Below are 23,003 nucleotides of genomic sequence, written 5' to 3' on the forward strand. Positions count from 1 at the left end.
TCTCCTGCGGTCCCCGCCCCGCCACCGTCCGCCGGTCCGCTGGAGGAACAGCCCTGGATCGCTGGTGTCCCGCTGGAACACGGGACCCCGCGCCCCGGCCCCGAGGCGCTACGTGCTGCCCGCCGCCACCGACCGCAGACCCGCCACCAGCGCGTCCGCGCTCGCCTCGGCGCTCCCCGTGCCCGCCATCACCACGACCGGGTCGAGGGAGGCGGCGACAGTGCGCGCGATCTCGTACGCCGTCACCGCGCCCGGCCCGCATCCGCACAGCAGCAACCGCCCGCTCTGTGCCTCCACGAGACCGGGCGGCAGTTCGGCCGGCGCACCGTCGCAGTGCAGCTCCACGATGCGCTCCGGGCCGTCGTGCAGCCGGGCGAAGCGGTCGTGGGCGCCGGGCACCACGCCCTCCTGCGCGATCAGACAGACGACGTCGCCACCCGGTTCTCCGCGCCGCAGCGTGGTCAGCGAAGCGCGGCGCGCCCCCGGCGGGTCCGGCGGCCGCGCCGCCGCGCCCGGCACGCCCAGACCGTCCAGCACCCCGAGCAGCTCGGCGACGGTGGCGCCCTCGTCCGTGAAGTCCGCCAGTGCGCGCAGCAGTCGTACGCACTGCGACAGCATGAGCGTGGCATCCGCGTCGCCCAGTACCGCGCGGTCGTACAGCGAGGTCAGACCGAGGGCCCCGTCGGGTTCGTGGCGCGCCACGAGCGTGACGGCCGGGCCCGTGCCGCCGCCGACGAGCCGCGGCATGTCGACGCGGACACCCTGGCTCTCGAGCTCCGCGCGCACGGCCGGGGCCATCACCGGCCGGCTGTCGAAGTCGACGGTGGTGTCCGCCGGCCGCGCGCCGCCGTCGGCCCACTCGCGCAGCAACTCGTCGCTGACCCAGGGGTAGGCGGCCATGTCCAGGGAGGCGTCACGCAGCCGGTGGGTCAGTGCGCCCAGCGTCTGCGCCGGGTCGACGGTCACCGTCAGCGGGGCGCAGCCGCCCAGCAGACCGGGCGCGTCCGAGGCCCCCGGCAGCGCGACGTCCCGCCCCGCGAGGCGCAGACCGAAACTCACGTGCGCCGGGCCCCGGGCGCCCGCGGCGCGGTACAGCAGCAGCGCCCACACCAGATGCAGAGCACTGCTCTCCCCCGCGCCCCGGCCGGTCGCCCAGGTCCGCAGGCGCAGCGCTTGCAGCGGGTCAAGACGGCGCCGTATCTGCGCATCCCCCCGCTGCTGTGTGGGCCCGCTCGGCCGTCCGGGACTCATCACGGCGTCCGGCGGCGGTGCGGCACGGGTCCAGTAGCCGCGGGCGGCGTCCGGGGACTGCTCGGCCAGCCACCGGGCGTGGTCGCGGGCGTCGGGACGCCGTTCCCCGCCGGGCAGGGGCCCGCCCACCGCGTAGGCGCGGTAGAAGGCCCGCAGGAGGATGTGGACGGCCCGCTCGTCCAGCAGCGCCCGGTGGTAGGTGAGCAGGACGCGGGTGCTCGGCACGGACGCGTCCGTGGCGGACGGGGCGTCCTCCAGCAGGGTCAGCCGCAGCAGCCCGGCTCTGTCCAGGGCGAAACCGCGGGCCCGGTCGTGCAGGAGCAGTTCGTTCCAGGACCGTACCTCCGTTCGGGAACGGTGGACGATGTCGACGACCGCGCGATCGTGCAGCACGAGCCGGGGCGCGGCCACCCAGTCGAAGGCGCTGCGCAGCACCGATTCCCCGGCGGCCACGGACTGCCAGGCGGCCGCCCAGCGTCGCGGGTCCAGGGGGCCGGTCCAGCGCAGGGCCACCTGCTCGACGTGGTGCCCGCGGTCGTACGGGGCGCGGACGGCGGCCCGCACCTGCGCGCGCTGGGCCCCCATGAGCGGCACGGTCCGCGCGCCCACCGGCAGCAGCAGCACGTCGGCGAGGAGTTCGGGCGACAGCGGCGTCCCGGCCCCGGCGGCATCATGCGGAACGAGCGTCAGCGTGTGCCGGGTGTCGGTGTGGCTGGTGAACAGGACGGAGAAGGAGCGATGGCGTTCGACGAGCCGGTCCGCCACCCGCTCGGCCTCGGCGGGGGTCAGCGGCCCGCACAGGTCGAGCACATGGGAGCCGTCGGGTGTCGTGGCGGACTTGGCGTGGGTCACGCACAGGACGCCGCCCGGCATCGGGCGTCCGTCGCTCATGCCCGGTCCCGTGGTCCCTCGTCCCCCGGGGCGGTGGCTCCGGCTGCCCCGGCCGCGGAGGGACTCGCCGCCGACGGCCCGGGCAGTGCGCCCCGGTGTGCCTCGCTGACCAGGTAACGGTCCAGGACGCGATGGGTGTCGAAAGTCCAGGCGTCGATGTCCGGCGCGGGCGCGGCCAGCCTGGTCCGTCCGTCGGCGTCCTCCTCGAACCCCACCCGGGAGAAACTGTGCCGCAGCCCGTAGCCGAGCGCCTTGGTGTACGCCTCTTTCAGGGTCCACAGCCGCAACAGCCCCGCGCGGCGCCCCTCTTCGGGCAGGGCCGCCAGCCGTGCGGCCTCGGCCGGGGTGCACACTTCCTCGCCCATCAGGTCGAAGGGTATGGACCGGTCGGCCCGCTCGGCGTCGACGCCGACCGGCCCGGTGCGGCTGACCCCGACCACGAGCAGTTCGTCGGTGTGCGCGAGGCTCAGCGCGAGCTCGTCCCAGCCGCGCACCCCGGGCCGCCCGCCGGGCCGGAAGGTGAAGTCGATGGTCTGCACGGGTATCTCCAGGACCGCGGCCACGGTGTACTTCATGACGTGACGCGACGCCGCGAACCCGAGGCGCTGCCCGGCACGGGGCGCCTGCCGGTAGCGGGGCCAGTCCTGGCCGAGCACCTGGCGCAGCTGGGGATCGAGCAGCGCGGCCGGAGCCCACGCGCCCCATGTGGTGTGCACGACCACGCGCCCCGCGGTGGCGAACCGGTCCTGGACCAGGTCCCACGGGCCGTCGGGAGAGGCCACGTACACCGGCGCCGCGCCGGCCGTGGCCGACTCCCGCGCATCCCAGGCGCTCACCACAGGATCCTGGTGGCGTACAGATCGCTGTCGGTGCCGAGCCGGTCGCGCCTGTCCAGCTCCGCCTCGACATCCGTCTGGGCCGTGTCGGGGGAACCGGCCGTCGGCAGACCGAGGCGCTGGACGGCTCGGGACAGCGCCAGCGTCGCCCACGCCTCGGAGGCCAGGTAGCGGCTTCCGCCGTGCGTCGTGGCGCCCCGGTGAACGGCCAGCACCGCGCCGGCCGTGAGGAGTTGGGCATAGCGTTCGGCCGCCACCGCACCCGCCCTGACCACGGTCCTGCCCGGCCCGGTCAGCAGCCTGCGTTCGGCCAGCAGCCGCCGGGCGGCCCCAGCAGGACCCGGTTCCGGGCCCGCCGCGCCCCCGGCCGCCGCGGCGTCGAGGGCGCGCAGCAGTTCCGCTTCGCAGTCGGCGGGCCCACCGGCCAGCTCGCTCCCGCACTCCGGGGCGGGAAGCTCGGCCACACGGCCGCCCGCGGGGCCGGCCGACGAGGGCAGCTCGCGCATCAGCTCGGCCCGGCAGTCGGCGGATCCGGCCACCTCACGTATGTAGGGCACCTCGGCGGCCGTCTTAGCACACCACTTCAGTGCGGCGCTGCGGGGCTGCTGACCGCTCTCGCCCAGGGTGAGCACGGCTTCGTCCAGGATCTCGGCGGCCAGGGCGGGCACTACGCAGCCCGCGGCGGCCCGCAGCGACCGTCCCGTGCCCGGCGGCAGGCACAGGGAGCGCAGCGCCACGGTCGTCAGGCTCTCGCACGCCGACAGGTCCGCGAAGCTCCGGGCGAGGGAGGCTCGCCAGCGCGAGAGCCCGGGCGTCCGCGGCTCCCCCTCGGCGACGGCACGCACGGCCGCACGCAGCGCGGTCCCGGCCGCGGCACAGAGCGCCGCGGGCCCGAGCAGCCGGGCCAGTTCCACGGTCCGCCCCGGCAGCGGGCCGCCCGAGCCCTCGGCGTCGGCCGCGAAGAGCGCCGTGGTGACGGCGACATGACTCAGGGCCAGATCGCGGCGGAACAGCGGGCGCAGGGCGGCCACCAGCCCGTCGGCGCCCTCGAAGTACCCGCCCCGGCCGACCGGCCGGAGCTCGGACTCGGCGATGTTGCTGAGCGCGGGCAGCCGCCGCAGCGCGGCCGGCAGGGCCAGCGCGTGGTGCCCGTACGGATTGGCCCGCTCGGACGGGTCGCCCAGCAGCGTCTCCAGGCGCCGGGCGCGCCGCACGACCGCGGGGGACGGCGGTGGCGCCAGGTGGAAGGGCGCCGCCGCGGCAGGCGCGGTCGTCCGCTCGTCCCGCAGGAGCGTTCTCGGCCCGGTAGCGCTCATGGGCGTGTTCCTCCTCGTCGTCCCCGCCGGTGCGGTCAGCATGATCACCCCACGCGGCGCAGGGCGCTCTCCGCATGCCATTTGGCCAGCCCGAGGAGTTCGGCACCGGCCTGTCCCAGCCCCGTACGCACTTCGTGGCGCGCGTCGGTGAGGGTGGCCCCGGCGCCGAGGAAGGAGCCGAGGGCCTCTTCCCTGAGCAGCACGGAGTGCGTACAGACCACCGAGACTCCGGAGCTGTCCGGCAGCAGGGTCCACTGGACGGTGTGCCCGGAGAGGACCGCGGGCGGCACCACGTCCTTGTGGACGATGTATCCGGCAGCGGGGAAGCAGAGCCGGACGGCGCCCGAGGTGACCGTGGAGCCGCCGTCCCAGGCGGCGCTGTCGATGTCGACGAACTGCACACCCGGCACGTCCGTGCCCACCTCGGTCCACTCGATGTGCGGAACCAGCTCGGGCCAGTCCTCGATGCGCTGGAGAAAGTCGTAGACCAGCTCGGGCGGCCCGGTGGTGTGCACGCTGTCCGAGAACGCCATCAGCAGTTCGTCCAGCCGCTCCCAGCGCCCGGCCACCGCCCTGACCTCGTCGAGGCGTGCCCTGACCTCCGCGTCGAGCGCCTGCGCCGCCGTCGAGGTCGCGGCCCGTGGCCCGAGTGCGAGAAACGTTCCCAGTTCCCGGCGCAGGGTCAGCACGCTGGCATGGTCGCCGTCGGGCGTCACCCGCCAGACGCCGCGGCCGGTGACCTGCCGCGTCGTGGGGTCGATGCGCTCGGTCTCGACGGTCCTGGTGCGCGGGTCCAGGTGCCGGCGCACGTGCAGGGCGCGCAGCCGGCCGCTCGCCATGTCCCACAGGTGCAGCAGTTCACGGGACCCGTCACTGTCGATGCGCTCTACATGGATGTACGAGGGAAAGAGCACGGGCCAGCGGAGCGGATCCGCGAGCAGGCCGTAGACCACGCCGGCGGGTGCTTCCACCGGGATCGCGTATTCGGCCACGTGCGCTGGGTGTGACGACATCAGTGCTGGCCCCTCTCCTGCGACCCGGATCACCGGACCGAGTCTGCGGGCTCCCGGTGGAGTCCGGCTCGAGCCGGACAGGACCCGCGCATCCGTCAGCCGGACTCGACCGATTCGGCCGCTCCGTCGAGCCGCCCGGGCTGCTCGCTCCACGGCGACACGGCCAACCGCGACAGGAGGAACTCCCGGAACTGGGCCAGGTGTACCTGGGCAAGCGGCTCCGGGCCGAAGGCGCCTCCGAGCAGCCCCACGCCCGCGACGGCGGCCGAGATGGCCATGGCCGCGCCCTCCGGGGAGACCGTCCGCGGCAGTTCGCCCGCTTCCGCCGCCGCCACGAGCACGTCGCGGACCCACTCGTGCCACCAGCGGATGAGACCGCCCCCGCTCTTGCGGGAGGGATCTCCCGCGAGCCTGAGCCCCGCCCTGGTCACGGGGTCCGTACTCACGGCGTCGAGCAGCCGCGTGACCGCGCTCACCAGGCACTGCAGTGGTGTGACCGTCGAAGCGCCGCACTGCTCGGCCATGGTCCGTACGGTGTGCTCCGCCGCGCTCTCGACCGCTGCCGCCAGCGCGTCCTTGCTGGAGAAGTGGAAGTGCAGGGCGCCGGTGCTCACACCGGCCCGCTTGCTGATCGCGGGGAGGGAGGCCAGCGCGTACCCGTCGTCGGCGAAGGCTTCCGCGGCCGCATTGATGAGGGCGCGGCGGGTCCGGGCCGCCCGCTCCTGCTTGACCATGAGCTCCTCCTCGTTCCGCCCTGGTCGGCCCGTCGGGTCCGCGACCCAGACGGCTGCCGCCAGCAGCGGTGCCCCCGCCCGGCACACAGTAGCAAACCGCACGCGTGGTTGGTTTCTGCCTGGCATATGCGACGAGAATCCAACCAGCATCACGAGCCACATCGGCCTTGTCCTGCACCTTTACCGAGGCCGGAAGCGAGGGCGGAGTTCCGGACCGGCGATCACTGTCCGAAAACACCTGCAACAAAGGCGTGAACGGTCGGTATGAGGAGCCATCCACCCGACCCACTCCCCTGGCCCCGGTGACCCACCAAAACCACGTGGATGGTTTAGGAACGGCAGTAGTCCGCGCCCCGGCCGAAGGACCGGGACACGGACTACGGGGTGCTTCCTACGCCTGGACCGCCACGAGTTCCCTGTCCGCCGCGGCCTCCTGCAGCTCGGCGAGGACCCGGGCGCCACGGTCCGGCGCGGTGTCGAGCCTGACGAGCGCGGCCGGCGTGGCGACGGCGGGAAGCACGTGGTTGTACAGCACGGAGATGCGGCGGCCGAGATCCGACCAGCGCGACTCCGTCTCGGACACCAACTGGGTACCGACCCACGCGCCGAGGAAGCACTCCGCGGTCTCCACCGGGTCGACGTGCGGCAGCACCTCGCCCCGCTCCTTCGCCTGCGCGAGCAGGCCGGTGACGAGGCCGATCCAGGCGGGCCACGCACTGCCGAACCGGGACCGCCCCTGCATGTCGGCCGACAGGCGGATGCCGGCGAGCAGGATGACGTCGTCCGGGATCCGGTGCGCCAGCGTCATCCCGACGTCGACCCACTCCTGCAGCTTCAGTTCGCGCGGCATCCACAACTCGGTGTCCACCTGCGCGTTTATGACCGCCTGGGCCAGGACTTCCTTCGACTCGAAATGGAAGTACAGAGCCCCCTTGGTGACACCGGCCTGCTGGAGGATCTCCGCCATGGTGGCCGCCGCGTACCCCCGCTCGGCGAAGACCGAGGCCGCGGCCTCGATAACCGCCCGACGGGTACGTATCGCACGCTCCTGCTGTGCCATGACCCAACCTTCCGCCGACAAAGCAAACCGAACGTGAGGTACCTTACCCGGATCGCCTGTCCGGCAGACCGCGTCCGTCGGCCACAATCAGGCTCGTTTCGTCACTCCCGCACCTCGCTCACCAGGCGGTACGTCCGCCGTCGACCGCCAGGGTGGCACCCGTCACAAAGCTGGCTCCGTCACTGCAGAGCCAGGCGGCCGTCTCCGCCACTTCCTCCGGGTCGGCTGCGCGTCCTTGCGGCGCGGAACGGTGAGCTCTCTCCTCGGCCTCCGGCGAGGCCGCGAACCATTCGTCGATCATCTCGGAGCGTGTCAGCCCCGGCGCGATCGCGTTGACACGTATGCCGTGCGGCGCGTACTCGACCGCGGCCGCCTTGGTCAGTCCGAGCACCGCGTGCTTCGACGCGATGTAGGGCGCCCCGGTCGAGGAGGCGACCAGCCCGCCGACACTGCTCGTGTTGACGATCACGCCGCTCCCGCCCACGAGCATGGCGGCGATCTCGTGGCGCATGCAGTTCCACACCCCCTTCACGTTCGTCTCGACGACCCGGTCGTACACGTCGTCCTCGATGAGGTGCATCGGCGTCCTGGGGATGCCGACGCCGGCGTTGTTGAAGGCCAGGTCCAGACGCCCGTACCGCTCGACGGTGCTGTCCACCGCGCGCCGCACGGCCTCCCCGTCGCGCACGTCCACGACGTGGTACGCCGCCTCGGCGCCTGTGCCGCGCAGCGCGGTCACGAGTTCGCGCAGCCGGTCCTCCCGGCGGGCGGTCAGCATCACCACGGCGCCATGACGGGCGAACACCCGTCCGGCGGCGGCGCCGATGCCGCTGCTGGCACCGTGGATGATCACGACTTTGCCCTCCAGGATCGGGGCAGCGGCGCGGCTCATGCGCCCACCTCCTCCGCGGCGGCGCGGCCGGCGTCCCGCCACACCGTGCCGTCCGCGGCTTCCTGGTCGACCTTGCGCACAAGGGCCTCGTCGATCTCGTCCAGCGACCCGACCACGTGACGGACGCCTGCCGCTCGCATCAGACGGGGCTGGAAACCGTGCTCGTACGCGCTGGGGTGTCCGATGAAGGGGATGTCGAGGGCGCGGGCCCGGGCCGCGAACGAAGCGGCGTCGTCGATGAAGAGCACCTGGTCGCGCCGGAGGGCGAAGAAGTCCTCGACGATCTCCCGGATCCCGGGGCGGAAATCGTTGGTGCAGATGTACCCGGGGGCGGTGAACCGGGAGGCCTCGGGGCCCAGGTGGCGCCGGAAGTGGCCGGCCTCGAGACCGCCGTAGCAGATCAGCTCGAGCCCCAGGGAGCGCAGCCGCTCGAGCAGCGGTACGGCTCCGTCGAGGAGCCGTACGGGATGGGTCCGCACATACCGCTCGCGGGCCGCGAAGTAGGCCTGGGTCACCTCCTGCTCGGTCGCGGTGGAGCCGGTGGCTTCCGCCAGCACGCGCGCCGCCCGGGCCTGCGTCTGCGACAGCAACCGCTGCTCCAGTTCGGCGGTGTAGGTGCCTCCCCACTCGGTGACCAGTTGGTGCAGGACGGGGCTGAAAGTGTCGTTGAGCAGGACACCGTCGATATTGACCGCGGCGAGACGGAGTGTGCGCAGAGGGGCGTTCGTCAAGGAATTTCTCCCTATCGCTTCTGGGGTGGCTCCCCGGAACATCCCTTACAGCAAAACAAACCGATCAACATGTTTCCGAACTTCCGGGATTTTCCCTCCGAGCTTCGACATCTGCCCGTTAAGTCCTTTTCACCCCTATTTTTGTGAATCTTTGCACCTGGAGACGTGGAGTGATTGCGCAAATCGGAATGCGTTCCTCTACTAATCCAGCCACACTTGGGGAAGTCTTTACCTTCTGATTCTCTTTAACAAAACCGGTAGGTCCGTATCTTATAGAGGTCGCTGACCGCGCATCCAAAACGGGGGTCTTCCATGGCGCTGTCCACCACCAGTGGCGCAATCCAACTGCCCGACATGCCCCGGCTCACCACCACAGTTCCTAAGGAATACGTACACCGCGCGACCCTGGCGGAGGTTTTCCTCACCGGCTGCACCGCCCGGGAAGACCTCCGGTTCTCACTCACCGGGCAGTGGCCGCGCGCCCACACCCTCTTCAACAGCGCCGACGGGCGCAGCCACGACCCGCTCCAGGTCGCCGAGACTTTCCGTCAAGCCGGTATGTTTCTGGCCCATGCGGAGCTGGGCGTGCCGCTCGGCCATCACTTCGTGATGTGGAACCTCAACTACACGACCTACCTGGAGAATTTGCACATAGGAGCCTGTCCCACGGACTACGTCCTCCACGTCAAATGCACTGAAATCGTCCGTACCGGGCGAAGAATCAGCCAGTTGCGCATGGAGTTCGGTATCCGGCGGGAGGACACCGTGGTCGCACACGGCACGGCACACTTCTCCGCCGTCACCCCGCCCGTCTACGCCCGCCTGCGGGCGAACCGCCCCCGGCCCGACGCCGCGACGGTGCCGTTGGCCCGGCCGGGTTCCGCTCCCATGACCCCGGCCTCCGTGGGCCGCAACTCCGCCACCGACGTGGTGCTCACCCCGACCGACATGGACACGGTCTGGCTGCTCACCCCGGACCTGAACCACCCGATCTTCTTCGACCACGCCGGAGACCATCTGCCCGGCATGGTCCTGCTCGAAGCGGCACGCCAGGCGGCGTGCGCGCTGACGGCCCCGGCGACGATGCCGCCGGCGAGCATGGCCTCGGTCTTCCAGCGCTACGCCGAACTCGACCGCCCCTGCTGGATCGAGGTGACGCGCCGCACCCCGGCCGACGACGGGACGATGACGGTGGAGGTCGTGGGCCGGCAGGACGGCGAGACCGTCTTCACGACGACCATCACCGGGCCGGTACAGCCGTAGGTCAGGGCCCGGTCCGTACGGTCTCCGCGGTGCCCTGTGAGCGGGCGGTCTTCTCCCCCACGGCTCCCGCGGCGACCGTACGCGGGTCGACGGCCTCCAGGGGCGAGCCGACCTTGTAGGGGCACTCGGGGTCGTCGGGCCGGTTGGGCCGGTCGTGCGGCAGCAGATAGAACGTACGCCGGGCGAAGAGGCCGCTGTCGGCGCTGCGGGGCGCCTTGGGCGCGAGGTTGGAGTAACCGATGAGGCGGCCGTCCCGCTCGTACCGCGGCTTGCCCTTGCGGGTGTGGACCTTGTCGAGGGCCTGGCGGACGTAGTCGAGCTTCATCGGATCCTCGATCCACACGATCTCGACCTCCTGGGCGACATCGCCTTCCTGGGGCAGCGCGCTCATCGGCCCTCCTGCGTGTGGCTGGCCGCGGGTCGGCCTGGCGGTGTGTCGTTCACAGGGCTTGCGTCCGGACCGGCGGTGCGGGGCCGGCCGGGACAGCCGAGTCCATCGTACGGTTGCCTGACGCGTGCGGGCAGGGCGCGGGGAGTCATCGAGCGCCCCCTTCGACGGTGTTTTCGGCCATCAGCGCGAGTCCCGGGTAGAGCTTGGTCGCGTTATTCTTGATCATTTCGGCCGGAGAGGCCAGGCCGAGCTCCTGGCGGATACGGCTGGCGAAGGCACGCGGCGTGGAGGCACGGATGCCTTCGTCCGAGCACCAGCGCGCGTAGGCCTCGTACAACAGCTTCTGCTCGACGCGCAGTTCGACGTGGGGGCTGTCGTGCGCGTCGGTGGTGCAGCGTTCGCCGAGGAAGCGCCCGATGTGGTCCTCGGTGGTCTCGTACGCGGCCGTCGCGACGCGCACGGAGGCGGGCCCGGCGAGCGGGTCGCGGGTGGCGAGGTAGCGCTGTGCGCCTTCGATGAGCCATTGCAGGATCCCGGGGCCCTCGTCGGCGACGAGTTCGGCGGCGAGATTGTCGATCTTGCGTTCGTCGGGGACGCGCCGCTCGAAGGGGATGATGCGCATCCGACGCCAGAACGCGTGCCCGCCGGTGCCCACCTCGGGCCGGTGGTTGCCCAGCAGCCAGAGCTTGTGCGTCGGCATGAACGTGAAGAAGTTCTGCCGCATGCGGCGGGCCGTGATGGTGTCGCCGCCGGTGAGCAGCTTGACTCTGGCCTCGTTGAACTTGTCGTTGGGTTTGAGTTCGCTGCATACGACGATGCGCCTGCCGTGCAGTTCCGTCAGTTCCGTGGAGTGCTCCGTGAACTTGCCCTTCTCCATGAGGAATCCGGGCGGCGCGGCGTTCGCGTAGTCGCCCAGGATCTGCGTCATGACCTCCAGGAGCACCGACTTGCCGTTGGCGCCCGAGCCGTAGAGGAACGGCAGGACCTGGGCGCCGACGTCGCCGGTGATGGAGTAACCGAGGAGCAGGTGCAGGAACCGGGTGGTCTCCAGCCCCTTGTCGTCGCCGCCGAAGGTGTCGCGCAGGAAGCTGTCCCAGCGCGGGACCGGCATCTTGTGCGGGGCGACGGAGGTGGCGCGCGAGTGCATGTCGGTGAGCGGGTTGGGTTTGCGCAGTTCACCGGTGCGCAGGTCCACCACGCCGGAGGGCGTGCACAGGGCGTAGATGTCGCCGTCCAACACATCGGGGGACAGGCTCAGGCCGGGGGCCGCCTGCGCCTGGAAGAGGAGGGCCTTGACCCCGGCTGTCGATTCGGAGTGGCGGCGATGCCCGGCCAGTTGACGGTCGGTGAACCGGCCGGCCGAGTCGTGGCCCGCGTACTGCTCGGCCATCTCCCCCGCGGCCCACACGGCGGCCTCCTCGCCACCGGTCAGTTTCCAGCGGTACGTGTCCCAGGAGTGCCAGCCCATCCCGATGACGTACCGGAACCGGTCGCTGTGGAGGCGCGCGAACAGCTTCGCGTTGCCGCGGTCGCTGAGGGAGTCGGGCAGCAGTCCGGCGGGTTGCGGCGGGTGCGCGGCGGGCTCCTCGCTCGGCCGGGCGGGGACGGTCTGCTGCCGCAGGGCGAGGTCGAGGCTCTGCTGCTGGATCTGTCTGGCTGCCGCTGCGGCGTCGAAGCGCCCGGGCTCGGCGCTCATGAGCGTCCTCGAAGGTGGAGCGGGCGCTGCGCGCCGGCGGACAGAGCGGACTCGATGATCGTGAGGTTGCGGCGGTCCTGGTGCGGGCGGGCAGCGCGGGCGGTCTCCTCGAGCAGCCTGCGGGCCTCGGGTCCGGTCAGGTGGCCGCCCTCGATCAGTCCTCCCGCGGTGTAGGCGGCGCGGTTGAGCTTCTCGGTGAAGCTCGCGCCCTGGGCGACGGCCGCGCAGGCGGCGACCTCCGCGAGCAGCGGCTCCAGGAGACGTCCCGCTGCCACGGCGGGGCGCCGGGAACGCCGCGCCGGGGCCGGGGTGACTGTCGACCGCGGGTCCGTGGCGCGGACATGGCCGGTGCGCTCCAGCTCGGCGGCCAGCCAGTCGGGCAGCGGGGCGGGGTGCCGGGCCGCGCCGACGGGTACGTAGCGGCCCGCGGTGGTGCGGGTGCCGGGGGCGACGATGTAGCCGTTGTCGGACCGGATGTCGACCTGCCAGGCCAGCGCTGTTCTGGGGCCGGATCCGGTGGACGACCGGTACCGGGTCGCCGGGTGCGGATTGCGGTACCAGATGTGCAGGCCCCCGGACGGGGTCCGCACCCGCAAGGTCGTCTCGTCGTCGGCGGGGCTCGGCAGGCCGCGGAGGGCGGCCAGCAGTGCCAGGGTGTCGAAGCCGGTGGCCAGACCCGCAAGGACCACCTGCGGGCCGATGGGGATCCCTGGGAGCAGCCGCTCCCGTGCGGGGACCTGGACCGCGTGCGCGTCGACGTCGAGGACGACGAGGTCCGCCGGTCCGCACGAGACGCCCACGCCGAAGCGGGGCTGTGCCTGCCACCAGGTGTCGACGAGGCCGGGGTCCGTGGTCGCGGCGTGGAAACCGTGACACCAACGGCTCTGCGTACGGCAGGGGCAGGCGGCCGGGGCGTGCTGATGGCCCTTGCAGTGCGCGCAGTTGGCGGCCGGGGTCTTCTGGAGGGGGGCGAGCGGGTGGACCGGCCAGCCCTCCCTGGCGCACCACCGCGCGATCGTGTGCCCGTCGACGGTCCCGTGCGGGACCGTTGAGTTGGTCGAGGCCTGGTCGGGCAACTTCGGGTCCTTGTCGGGCTCTTCGTCTGCGGAGGGTGTCGCCCTCTTTCGGTCGAACTGGCCGAACAGAGACTAGCCCACCTGTGGGGGCCCGAGTGGGGGAATCGGCATATCGGGAAAGTTGAGTCCCGTCAGTCCCGCGCGGGGCTCGGCCCCTTCGGTCCCGTTACACAAAAGTGCAGGTCAGGGCGGCTTCCCAGCGGTCTACGGGACTGACGGGGCCCGACCTTCCAGTTATCTGCCATGTAGAGAGTCAGAGGATCACGCGTACGCATACATGTCTCTGTCTTCTTGTACAGCTGATAACTACGAGGTTGGGCCCCGTCAGTCCCGTTGACTTTTGGGGCACCGCCCTGACCTGCTGTTTCATCCTCTGTCGTGGCGCGGGACCGGACTCCCCCGGTCCAGGTCCGTCCCGTTCGGTCCCGCGCCACGAGCCGGACCGGCTCCGTTCTCGAGCGCGGCTCGACCGCGTCCGGTCTGCCGGGCCTCAGGCGTCCCTGCGTCCCGGCAGGTACTGGTCCAGCACGACCGCCAGGAACTTGGTGTGGTCCGGCAGACCGGCCTCGCTCACCAGACCGTCGATGACCTGCCGCTGTGCCCGCGTCGGCTTGTACTGCAGCTGTACGGGGCCCAGCCCCCGCAGGTCCGTGTTGTCAGGTGCCACGGCGAACAGCTTGGACTGGAACTTGGGAGCCCGCCGCGCCTCTTCGACGACCTGCGCGAGTCCCTTCTCCACGGCCGCCTCCACCGCGAGGAACACGATCTGCGTGTGCGTCAGGTCGCTCTGCTTGCGCAGCTTGCGGAACCGGTTGGCCACGTTCGTCGACACGTAGAAGCCGACCGGCTTGGCGGTGTCCGCGTCACCGACCGCCGGCGCGGGTTCGTCGGCGACGATCTCGCGGGCGGGCTGCGGTACGACGGCGACGGGGCGTGGTGCGACGGGGGCCGCCGGAGCGGGTGCGGGGCTGGGAGGCGTGGCCCAGCCGGCGAGCGCGCCGGACGCCGCCCCTCCCCCGCTGAACAGGTTGCCGACACCCTCGTCCGACATGCTCCGCTCATCGTCCTCGGTGTGGGTCTTCTTGTTCTTCGGCGGTGTCATGCCGCGGCTTCCTTCCTGAGCTCCAGTGCCCTGGCGAACATCTCTTCGGTGAATCCTTCGTAGTCCGCGTCGAGTCCCTGGACGGTCTCGGGGATCGAGCGGTCGCCGTCCGCACGCCCTTCCGCCAGTTCGTGCACCAGCTGACCCCGTTTGCGTACGAGGCGGGCGACCGACTCCGTGTGCCCGATCAGGTGCTTGAACATATGGGCTTCTTCGCCGAGCACCTTCTGCACCTGGCGTCGTACGTCGGCGTGGATGCCGCTGTAGTTGCGCCCCGTGTCGAAGAGCAGCACCCCGAGCAGGGCGACGTGCGGATTGATGTGGCTGACGAACTTGACGTAGGAGAACTCGAGCCCGATCTGCGCGAGGCCGTCCTCGGCCCCGCCGTCGCTCTTGACGGGGATGACCAGCCAGCGGGAGGCGGAGAGCGCGAGCCGCTGGAGCGACGGGTTCTCCGGCGGGGTGTCGAGGATGATGATCTGGTACCGGTGCGCGATCGGCAGCAGACACTGGAGCAGCCGCAGGTACGCGTGCGGTCCCTCCTTGGCGAGCAGCGTGTGGAAGAAGATTCCGAACTCGTCGCCGAGCGCGGGGCCACCGAGGACCACGTCGAGGTTCTCGCGCACGTTCTCGACCGGGTTCAGGGGGGCGCCGGTGCGCAGCGACTCGAGCATCCCCGCTCCCCCGTCGTTCCACTCGGCCCGCTTGTACCCGAGCTCGCGCGCGATGTTGCCCTGCGCGTTGCAGTCGATGATGAGCGTCCGCAGTCCGCTGCGCGCGGCCTTGCCCGCGGCGTTCGCGGAGACGGAGGACTTGCCGACGCCTCCCTTGCCGTTGCCGAACATGAAGATGTGCGACAGGGACTCCCAGGGGATGCCCGGGAGCTGCGCTTGAGCGTCAGGCGCTTCGAAGGGACTGGCCATGGATCCTCTCACTCTGGTTCAGGCCCAGAAATGGGCGCGAAATGCCCCTTTTGAGCTGGTGCTGATGGTCAAAACTTCGCTCAGAACGATCCTGCGCTCCGCAGCGCGCCACTAGGGCGTCCGGTAAGGGTCCGGAAGGGCCCTGTCCCGCGGATCGAAGCCCCGAATTACTCCGTTGGCCCCCATCGCCGCAGCTCACACAGGTGCTTCGGGTTGGGCGGCCTACAAGTGGCACTGCGTGGTCCCCCGTTGTGTCGGATGCGTGTACTCATGGGTGTCGCATCGCAGTTCCAGAGGTCGGCTGTCATGCAAGGGCGCCAGGAGACATCCCCACAAGAGTGCTCACCTCCGGGAACGTTGCGGCAAAGGGCAGCGCTCACGTTATCAGGAACCTCTACAGGCTCATGGGCCGACGCGCCGTCATATCTGCTGCTCATCAGGGATGTAGGCCGACAGAGGCACTCACCGGGTGGCGGATGGACATGCTTGCCTCAGTGCGAACGAGGCTGCCTGGGTGCGTTCATGCGAGCCGCTGCGTGGGCGGTGCCGCCTGCTGGCCTGTTGCTGCACCGAGTTGGAAACCTGTCGACGGTCGGGTAGCCGGACCGGCCTGTCACTGGATGACCGGAGCCGCTGACACGGAAGTTGACTTGCCTACCGGCGTACGGACAGGCCGTCAGGGTTGCTTGTCTGTCGAACGGCTGACGGGTGGGCCTGTGCTCAGGCGTGCGTGCGGGCTGGCCTCCGTACTCGTACGCAGACTTGCCGCCGGTTGTGTCTGCTTGCCCGTGCGCTCTGCCACTTGCGTACAGGTTGCCGAGGAGACCGACGAACCTACTGCCCTGCCTGCTTCCTGTCGGGCAGCCGGGTTGACTCGTACGCCTGCTGCTGCGCTCACCTATCCACAACTCGGCATGCAGGCGTGCGGGTAGGTCTGCACGCCAATCTGCGTGCCTCATTGCAGGTGGGTTTGCTGGCCTGACTTTCCGCTGACTTGGTGACGGACAGGCGGATTCATCAGCATGCAGGCTTGCATGGCGGTGCACTGATGGGCCTGCGTACCTGTCTGCATACGCACTTGGGGACGGGTGGGTAGGCCTGCTTCCGTATCTGTGCGCAGGTTGACTGGTTCGCAGGTGAACACCCAGGCCTGCCTGTTGGTTTCGTGGTGCACGTGTAGTCACGCCACGAAGCACACCCGCATGCAGGCCCACATGGTGGTAGCCGACCCAGTCTGGAACCTGGCCCGCAATGACATAGGTGAGCGCACAAGTAGGCACGCCTGCAAACAGGCCTGCTGGTTCGTAGACGGCACGGTCTGGGCATCTACGTACAAGCAAGCCTGCTTGTACGTAGATGCTCATGCGGTCTGCCACGCAGCCACATTCATCGCTAGCAAGGCGTAGGGATCTGCGGTTGCCAGAGTGGGTGTGAAGGCTACTACTCAAACCCACTCCTCTAGTTGCCCGCAAACTTGTGGCGATGTTTGCGACGATGTTTGTTTTCCCAGGTCAGACGCCGTTTTGGCGGCGAACTAGTAAGCATGCTAGCCCCTTCGATCCCCCGGGCCAACCATCGCCTCCAACACTCCCGAGCATGAAGCCCAGTCAGTCTGGACAGCACATCACCGGCCCGCTACGCATGAACGACTAGTCCACCGGCGGCGATGAGCGTCCCGGCACTTGCCGACAGCCGCGCAGCTCACTACAGGCCGGAGGGCAGGGGAGGGGCGTACGAGCGAGCAGTGCAGGGCCCCCGCATCGCGTGCCCTGCCAGCCTTCTCTCTCCTCGCTCGATGTTCCTTCGCCTTTGATCGTCGGGGCGGCGCACAGGTCCGGACGGTTCCGGCGAGCAACCGAACTCGAAGCGTCGCGCCTACGCGGGAACCCAACGCGCGTTCGGCGGAGAGCCGATCGGCCGGCGCATCACAGTTCTGACGAGAGAGGAAATCGGCCGGCACCAGCCATCGTGCAGCAAACGGTGACGCCAACCTATGGAGTCGAGGGGGGCAGCCCAGCCGAACTGTCACCCCCAACACGGCGGCAGCAGGCCTGTAGAAAGTGGCCCGTACTCCGTTATGCCCGCACTCAGGCCGCCCCTCATGGTCGTTGCAGTCCCTGGTCGCATTCCGGTCACCGCTGCCCGGGAAATACGCCGTCGACAGCATGGCTCCGCATGTTCTCGCGCACCACAGGCCGCGCACCTCCGCCGGGAAGTCTGCATACTCCTGCCTGTCTCGGGCTGCCTCCCTACGGCGGAACTGTCGCGGAGCTACCCGCTCTTCCTGAGCACGAAGCCGCCCTCTCGAAGCACGCCGTCCCGTGCGTTCGCAGCTGTCGCGCCCCTTCCGGAGGATGGGTCGCGGAAGCCGTTCGACGGTACGGGCCGGATGCCCGGACACTCGTCCCGGCCGGGGGGCTCTCGGCTCCGGGCGTGCGGCACCCGGTGCTTGGCAGGGGGCAACCGGCTCGGGGGCTTTCGCGCAGCACGGGCTCACGTGGGCCACGACCCCCGCCACGTTTCGTGTCCAAGAGCCGCGGATCGCTACATGGCCGCCCGTCAGGCCACAGCCACTCGGCCAGGGCCCCGGGGACATGGCCCGCTGTCGATGCCGGGGCCGCGCGGTGGCGACCGCGACACACAGCGACGCGCAACCTCGAACCATGCTTGCCGGCGGCCCGCGTCCACCGTCCGCGGAGCCGGGCACGGGCCTGGGGGACCGCAGCCGGGAACCTGGACGGGCAGTTGCGGGCGGCGGCGCGGACTCGGCAGATCGGCCCGAGCCGCCACTGTCACGGCGACCGGACCCTCGAAGCGTCCGCAGCACCGTCGCCGCCGAAAACCTTCGCAGGCAGCGGCGCCGAGCTACTGCCGCGGGCCGGGAGCGCGCGTCGGCCAGGAGGTTGCGGGGAGAGGCACGAGCGAGAGACTTCCGCGCCGCCGAACGTCTCGGAGTAGTGACGTACCCGCTCCGCACGGCCGGACGGCTGGACGGGTGAGAGGCCGTCAGGTCCTTCGCCGGGGGAGCGGTCGCCGCGGGCCGGCCGACGGGACGGGCGGGAGCAGTCACCCGGCTCAAGGCGGGGGAGATGCTCTCGGCGCACGTGACACCCGGTTTTCGCGGTCCGGTGGCCGCCCTCAGAATCGCTCTCACAGAATTCGTTCAGCGTTGAACCATCTGGGCCGCGGTCGCCCTCACCGGCGCCACGCCGACCGAGCCCACCCCGGACGCAGACTGCCAAGTCTGTGTGCATTTTTAGACCGTACGGTCTCTTTTTTTGCCGCCTCCCGTCGAGCCTGAAACGCCATCAAATAGGGGCAGGCCGCCCTTATTTGTCGCTGGAAAGGATGCTCAAAAGCATCTACGGATCCCGGGACACGGCTGTGCTTTAATGACAACAGACCGGGCGCCCTGTTTTTGGGCGCGGTTCTTGGGCGACAGGGGGAGATGCACATGGACATCCGGCTGCTGGGCGCGCTCGAAGTCACTCTGAACGGTGTCGGCGTGACGCCCACCGCACCCAAGCCCCGCCAGTTGCTCGCGCTGCTCGCTCTCCACGCGGGCCAGGTGGTGCCCGTCGGGACGCTCACCGAGGAGCTGTGGGCAGGCCGCCCGCCGCGCACCGCCCGCACCACGCTGCAGACATACGTGCTGCAACTTCGCGAACTCATCGCGGTCGCCCTGGAGAAAGACCCACTGGCCGCGGACGACGGCGTACCGAGGACTACCAAGGACGTCCTGGTCACCGCGCCCGGCGGCTATCTGCTCGACAGCGCGAACGGCACCTTCGACGTACGCGAGCTGGACCGTCTGTCGGGCCTCGGGTACCGGGCGATGGACGCCGGTGACTTCCCGGGGGCCGCACGGCATCTGCGAGAGGCGATGGCATTGTGGACCGGCTCCGCCTTCGCCGACGTGCAGATCGGCCCGCAGCTCGAGATGGAGGCCAAGCGCCTGGAGGAGACGCGGCTGTGCGTCCTCGACCAGCGCATCGAGGCGGAACTGCGCCTCGGCCGCCACCGTGACCTGCTCGCCGAACTCACCGTCCTCGTCAACCGCTACCCGATACACGAGAACCTGCACGGGCAGTACATGCTGGCCCTGCACCGGTCCGGACGGCGCGGCGAGGCGCTGGAGGCGTACCAGCGTCTGCGCGCAACTCTCGTACGCGAGATGGGACTTGAGCCCTCCGCCGAGCTGCGCCGCGTGCAGCAGATGATCCTCATGGCCGGCCCCGAGGGCGTCTTCATGCCTGCCGCGGACACGCGGCGCGCGTCGTTGGCGCGCAGCGTCTGACCTCGCTGGCACAGACCCGACCCGACCCGCTGTCCGGCCCCGCCCGGTCCGGCCCCGCCCGGTCCTGCGTTGCCCTGTCCTGCTTGCCCTGTCCTGCTTGCCCTGCCGACGACGATCGGAGGAAGTCATGCAGATACAAGTCCTGGGACCGATGCGTGCCACCGTGAACGGCAAGACGATCGTGCCGAGCGCCGGCAAACCCCGCCAGGTGTTCGCGCTGCTCGCCCTGTACTCCGGTCGCGTTCTGCCGATCTCGACGCTGATGGAAGAGATCTGGCGGAGCGAACTGCCGCCGAGCGCGGCGACGACGTTGCAGACGTACATCATGCAGCTGCGCCGCGGCATCTCCGCCGCCCTCGGCCCCGGATCGGGTGGCGAGGAGAAGCGCCTGCTCGCCACGGGGCACGGCGGCTACCTCCTGCAGATCCCCCCGCAGTCCGTGGACGTGAACAACTTCGAGACGCTGGCCGCCGAAGGCCAGACGGCGTTCGGCCGCGGTGAGGACGAGCGGGCCGCCCACGCCTTCGAGCAGGCGCTGGCCCTGTGGCAGGGGCAGGCCTTGATGGACGTACGTCTCGGTCCCGTACTGGAGATAGAGGCCATGCGGCTCGAGGAGGCCCGGCTCGTGACCGTCGAGCGGCGCATCGACACCGATCTGCGGCTCGGGCGCCACGCCGGCCTGCTCACCGAGCTGATCGACCTGATCACTCGTCACCCCCACCACGAGGGGCTGCACGCGCAGGCGATGCTGGCGCTGTACCGGGCCGGGCAACGGCCCTCTGCCCTGGACGTCTATCGCAGACTGCGGGTACGCCTGGTGGAGGAGCTGGGGGTGGAACCCTCGCCGCAGCTACAGCGTCTGCGCCAGGCGATCATCTCGCTCGACCCGGCGCTCGACGTGACGGCGGAACCGCGGCGTCGCTCCACGTTCGACCGGTACGCGGCCCAGGGCCCTTCCGACGGGATCTAGAGCGGGAGCCGAGCCCGCGGCCTCCACCCCGAGTCCACTGTTCCGCGAGGGATTCTCCTGCGCCGGGCCGCAGGGTGGGGGGAATCCGAGCGATCGGGGGAGTCCCCTTGCGTACCGCGGGGACCGGCGCCGACGAGACCGAGGGGGGCCGGGCATGACGACGCTGCGTGACATCCTCGCGCGCCCGGCCCCCTCGTTCTCCTTCGAGTTCTTCCCCGCGAGGACAGAGGCCGGGATGCGTGGTCTGTGGCAGGCGATCCGCCGCACGGAGTGCCTCGCGCCGGACTTCGTCTCCGTCACCTACGGCGCGGGGGGCTCCTCCCGGGAGCGCACGGTCGAGGTGACCAAGCGCATCGTCGCCGAGACGACGCTGCGCCCGGTCGCCCACCTCACCGCTGTCGGCCACTCGGTGGCAGAGCTGCGGCACATCATCGGGCAGTACGCCGACGCCGGTGTGCGCGATGTCCTCGTCCTGCGCGGCGACCCGCCCGGCGACCCGAACGCCCCGTGGATCCCGCACCCCGAAGGCATCCGGCACGCCCATGAACTGGTCACCCTCGTAAGGGAGTTGGGGGACTTCAGTATCGGCGTCGCGGCATTCCCCGAGCGTCATCCGCGCTCGCCCGACTGGGAGAGCGACATCAAGCACTTCGCCGCCAAGTGCAGGGCGGGCGCCGACTACGCCATCACCCAGATGTTCTTCCACGTCGAGGACTACCTGCGGCTGCGCGACCGCGTGGCCGCCGCGGGCTGTGACATCCCGATCATCCCGGAGATCATGCCGGCCACCGACGCCCGCCAGATCGGCCGCTTCGCCGAACTGAGCGGTGCGGCCTTTCCCGAGGAACTGGCACACCGCCTGCACGCCGCGCGCCACGACCCGGCGCTGAGCCACCGTGTCGGCGTCGACCACGCCACGGCGATGGCCGGGCGGCTGCTCGCCGAAGGCGCCCCGGGGCTGCACTACATCACGCTCAACCGGTCGACGGCGGCGGCGGAGATCCACCGCGCCGTGACCGGTCCGGCCGGCGCCCGGCCCGCGCCGTCACTGCACGTCTGACGCCCCGGCACGTCCGACACCCCTGCACGTCTGACACCCCCGCACGTCCGACGTCCCCGCACGTCCGACACCCCCACCGGCCTGCCGCAAGCACCAGGACGCGTCCTCCGACGCGCCCTGGCCGACGCATGTCCGCGGCCGGAGGGCCTCATGGCGATCACGACAGGAACTCGACCGGGTCTCGAGTCTGCTCGCCAATACTCTCGATGACCCTTCGACCACGTCTCGAATCCTCGTCCTCGATGAGAACCAGGGAAGTTGACCGAATGACCAGCACCCGCATCAGTCATGTGCAGGCCGTCGAGGAAGCGCTCCGCGGGTTCTTCGACGAACGCCGGCAGGAGGCCGCGGCGATCGCCCCCGTCTGCGCCGAGGCCGTCACCGACCTGGAGAGCTGTGTACTGCGCGGCGGCAAACGGGTACGCCCGGTCTTCGCCTGGCTCGGCTGGCTCGGCGCCGGGGGCGAGGAGCACGGCGCCGACGCCGGGCCGCTGCGGCGCGTGGGCGCGGCGCTCGAACTGTTCCATGCCTCGGCCCTGATCCACGACGACGTCATCGACGCCTCCGCGACCCGCCGGGGCGCCCCGGCCGTACAGGTCCTCTACGCCGGCCGGCACCGGTCCCGGTGCTGGAACGGGAACGCGGAGCTGTTCGGCACGGGCGCCGCGATCCTGCTCGGAGACCTGGCCCAGAACTGGGCGGACGACCTGCTGCACTCCTCGGGCCTGTCGGCGCGGGCACTGGCCCGCGTGGCCCCGGTGTGGTCGGCTCAGCGCGCCGAGGTGCTCCACGGCCAGCTGCTCGATGTGACGGCCGAGGTCCGCGGCGCCGAGGACATCGACACGCCGCTGCGTGTCAACGAGTACAAGACGGCCTCCTACACGGTGGCGCGTCCGCTGCACATCGGCGCCGCCGTCGCGGACGCGGACCCCCATCTCATCGCCGCCTACCGGGCGTTCGGCCACGACATCGGCGTCGCGTTCCAGCTCCGCGACGACCTGCTGGGCGTGTTCGGCGCCCCGGAGGAGACCGGCAAACCGTCCGGCGACGACCTGGTCCAGGGCAAGCGCACGATGCTCTTCGCGCTGGCGCTGAAGTACGCCGACGAGCAGGACCCGGACGCGGCGAAGTTCCTCAGGACCAGGATCGGGACACCGGTCGACGACGACGAACTCGCCACCGTGCGCACCGTCATGACCGACGTGGGCGCGGTGGACCACATCGAGCGCGACATCACCCGTCGCACCGAACGGGCCCTGACCGCGCTGCGCACCAGCACCGCCACCGCATACGCGAAGGACGAGCTGACCCGGCTGGCGATCAGCGCGACCCAGCGGGCCTCCTGACACGGACGGCCCTGCCCGGCTCCGGGCGACCCCGGCACCGGCCCGCCGTGCCACTGCACCGATTCGTGGAGGAACACATGTCGAGAAAGCTCGTGCCATGAGCAGGTTGCGCTGGCTGACCGCGGGGGAGTCGCACGGACCCGCACTTGTCGCGA

The 23,003-nt window shown here is 70.7% G+C and carries 18 protein-coding genes; 5 read left to right on the plus strand and 13 right to left on the minus strand.

All coding sequences use genetic code 11. The features are described from left to right. Positions 1 to 108: 108 nt before the first annotated feature. From ABD366_RS14615 to ABD366_RS14650, 8 genes are all read right to left on the minus strand, one after another. Positions 109 to 2,142: a condensation domain-containing protein gene (locus tag ABD366_RS14615; protein WP_324769630.1), complete on the minus strand. Its 2,034-nt coding sequence runs from the start codon at positions 2,140 to 2,142 to the stop codon at positions 109 to 111. Continuing rightward, on the minus strand, positions 2,139 to 2,978 hold the full coding sequence (locus ABD366_RS14620; RefSeq protein WP_324769631.1) for a 4'-phosphopantetheinyl transferase family protein: 840 nt from the start codon (positions 2,976 to 2,978) through the stop codon (positions 2,139 to 2,141). The genes ABD366_RS14615 and ABD366_RS14620 overlap by 4 nt, the downstream gene beginning before the upstream one ends. Beyond that, complete coding sequence (locus ABD366_RS14625; RefSeq protein WP_344441832.1) at positions 2,975 to 4,294, minus strand: hypothetical protein; 1,320 nt, start codon at positions 4,292 to 4,294, stop codon at positions 2,975 to 2,977. Before ABD366_RS14625 ends, ABD366_RS14620 begins: the two co-directional genes overlap by 4 nt. 44 nt (positions 4,295 to 4,338) lie before the next feature. Beyond that, positions 4,339 to 5,307: an SRPBCC family protein gene (locus ABD366_RS14630; RefSeq protein WP_324767808.1), complete on the minus strand. Its 969-nt coding sequence runs from the start codon at positions 5,305 to 5,307 to the stop codon at positions 4,339 to 4,341. 95 nt (positions 5,308 to 5,402) lie between these two features. After that, positions 5,403 to 6,041, minus strand: a complete 639-nt coding sequence (locus ABD366_RS14635) for a ScbR family autoregulator-binding transcription factor (protein WP_324767809.1) — start codon at positions 6,039 to 6,041, stop codon at positions 5,403 to 5,405. A gap of 391 nt (positions 6,042 to 6,432) precedes the next feature. Beyond that, the gene (locus ABD366_RS14640; RefSeq protein ID WP_324767810.1) at positions 6,433 to 7,101 is read right to left on the minus strand and encodes a ScbR family autoregulator-binding transcription factor; all 669 of its coding nucleotides are present in this window, start codon (positions 7,099 to 7,101) and stop codon (positions 6,433 to 6,435) included. Positions 7,102 to 7,219: 118 nt separating this feature from the next. Beyond that, positions 7,220 to 7,993 carry an SDR family NAD(P)-dependent oxidoreductase gene (locus tag ABD366_RS14645; RefSeq protein WP_324767811.1) on the minus strand — a complete coding sequence of 258 codons (774 nt, stop codon included), beginning with the start codon at positions 7,991 to 7,993 and terminating at the stop codon, positions 7,220 to 7,222. Next, complete coding sequence (locus ABD366_RS14650; RefSeq protein ID WP_411293665.1) at positions 7,990 to 8,766, minus strand: HAD family phosphatase; 777 nt, start codon at positions 8,764 to 8,766, stop codon at positions 7,990 to 7,992. Before ABD366_RS14650 ends, ABD366_RS14645 begins: the two co-directional genes overlap by 4 nt. A 270-nt stretch (positions 8,767 to 9,036) precedes the next feature. On the opposite strand from ABD366_RS14650, the gene ABD366_RS14655 reads away from it, so the two are divergent. Next, positions 9,037 to 9,987 (plus strand): ScbA/BarX family gamma-butyrolactone biosynthesis protein, encoded by a 951-nt coding sequence (locus ABD366_RS14655; protein WP_324767813.1) that lies wholly within the window; start codon positions 9,037 to 9,039, stop codon positions 9,985 to 9,987. Position 9,988: 1 nt separating this feature from the next. Here the strand turns inward: ABD366_RS14655 and ABD366_RS14660 are convergent, their stop codons facing one another. The 5 genes from ABD366_RS14660 to ABD366_RS14680 form a co-directional block, all read right to left on the minus strand. Then, positions 9,989 to 10,378 carry a DUF6009 family protein gene (locus tag ABD366_RS14660; RefSeq protein WP_324767814.1) on the minus strand — a complete coding sequence of 130 codons (390 nt, stop codon included), beginning with the start codon at positions 10,376 to 10,378 and terminating at the stop codon, positions 9,989 to 9,991. A 145-nt stretch (positions 10,379 to 10,523) separates the two neighbouring features. After that, positions 10,524 to 12,074 (minus strand): DNA primase family protein, encoded by a 1,551-nt coding sequence (locus ABD366_RS14665; protein WP_324767815.1) that lies wholly within the window; start codon positions 12,072 to 12,074, stop codon positions 10,524 to 10,526. Then, on the minus strand, positions 12,071 to 13,150 hold the full coding sequence (locus tag ABD366_RS14670; RefSeq protein ID WP_411293666.1) for a bifunctional DNA primase/polymerase: 1,080 nt from the start codon (positions 13,148 to 13,150) through the stop codon (positions 12,071 to 12,073). The genes ABD366_RS14665 and ABD366_RS14670 overlap by 4 nt, the downstream gene beginning before the upstream one ends. Positions 13,151 to 13,640: 490 nt before the next feature. After that, positions 13,641 to 14,252 carry a hypothetical protein gene (locus ABD366_RS14675; RefSeq protein WP_324767816.1) on the minus strand — a complete coding sequence of 204 codons (612 nt, stop codon included), beginning with the start codon at positions 14,250 to 14,252 and terminating at the stop codon, positions 13,641 to 13,643. Beyond that, the gene (locus ABD366_RS14680) at positions 14,249 to 15,175 is read right to left on the minus strand and encodes a ParA family protein (protein ID WP_324767818.1); all 927 of its coding nucleotides are present in this window, start codon (positions 15,173 to 15,175) and stop codon (positions 14,249 to 14,251) included. The genes ABD366_RS14675 and ABD366_RS14680 overlap by 4 nt, the downstream gene beginning before the upstream one ends. A gap of 3,454 nt (positions 15,176 to 18,629) precedes the next feature. Between ABD366_RS14680 and ABD366_RS14685 the strand changes: the two genes are divergently transcribed. The 4 genes from ABD366_RS14685 (at position 18,630) to ABD366_RS14700 (ending at position 22,848) form a co-directional block, all read left to right on the plus strand. Continuing rightward, on the plus strand, positions 18,630 to 19,472 hold the full coding sequence (locus ABD366_RS14685; RefSeq protein ID WP_324767819.1) for an AfsR/SARP family transcriptional regulator: 843 nt from the start codon (positions 18,630 to 18,632) through the stop codon (positions 19,470 to 19,472). A gap of 127 nt (positions 19,473 to 19,599) precedes the next feature. Further along, positions 19,600 to 20,442, plus strand: coding sequence for an AfsR/SARP family transcriptional regulator (locus ABD366_RS14690; protein WP_324767820.1), 843 nt, complete (start codon positions 19,600 to 19,602; stop codon positions 20,440 to 20,442). Between the two features lie 154 nt (positions 20,443 to 20,596). Beyond that, complete coding sequence (gene metF / locus ABD366_RS14695; RefSeq protein WP_324767821.1) at positions 20,597 to 21,502, plus strand: methylenetetrahydrofolate reductase [NAD(P)H]; 906 nt, start codon at positions 20,597 to 20,599, stop codon at positions 21,500 to 21,502. Between the two features lie 266 nt (positions 21,503 to 21,768). Then, the gene (locus tag ABD366_RS14700) at positions 21,769 to 22,848 is read left to right on the plus strand and encodes a polyprenyl synthetase family protein (RefSeq protein WP_324767822.1); all 1,080 of its coding nucleotides are present in this window, start codon (positions 21,769 to 21,771) and stop codon (positions 22,846 to 22,848) included. The last annotated feature ends 155 nt before the right edge of the window (positions 22,849 to 23,003 follow it).

Source organism: Streptomyces kunmingensis (genome assembly GCF_039533535.1).
Taxonomy (GTDB): Bacteria; Actinomycetota; Actinomycetes; order Streptomycetales; family Streptomycetaceae; genus Streptomyces; species Streptomyces kunmingensis.